The organism is Pseudomonas sp. PDM05 (assembly GCF_014851685.1).
Lineage (GTDB): Bacteria > Pseudomonadota > Gammaproteobacteria > Pseudomonadales > Pseudomonadaceae > Aquipseudomonas.
The window spans coordinates 1-474 of record NZ_JACVAC010000044.1 but is presented as its reverse complement, the minus strand read 5'-3'; the positions used below and the strand labels follow the sequence as shown (position 1 = coordinate 474).

Genomic DNA, 474 nt, shown 5'->3' with positions numbered 1-474 from the left:
GGAGAGGGGAGAGGGGGGGGGGGGAAGGAGAAGGAGAAAAAAGAGAGAGAAAAAAGGAAGAGAGGAGGAAGAGGAAGAGGGGGAGAAGAGAAAGAAGGAGGAAGGAGAGAGAGGAGAAGGGGGAGAAAGGAGGGGAGAGGAAAAAAAGAAAAAGGAAGGGGAGGGGGAGGGGAAAAGGAGGGAAGGGAGAGAGAAAGGGAAGGAAGGGGGGGGAGGGGGAGAGGAAAAAGGAGGAAGAAAAAAGGGAAAGGAGAGAGAAGGAAGAAGAGAGGGGGGAGAAAAGGAAAAAAGAAGGGAAAGAAAGAAAGAAAAAAAGAAAGGAAAGTTGAAAGGTAAGAGGGGGAAAAAAAAAGGAATGGGGTAAAAGGAAAGAGAGGAAGCAAGAAAGTAAAGAGAGAAGGAAGGAACAACGGGGAAAAAAATCAAGAGAGAAGAGTTAAAGTGGTAGAGAAGAGAAGAGGAGGGGAAGGAGGG

1 protein-coding gene is annotated in these 474 nt (G+C 47.9%); it reads left to right on the top strand.

Annotated elements, in window-relative coordinates:
- On the top strand, positions 1–364 hold a 364-nt coding region (locus tag IB241_RS28105), incomplete at its 5' end, for a hypothetical protein (RefSeq protein WP_192301280.1).
- Positions 365–474 lie beyond the last annotated feature (110 nt).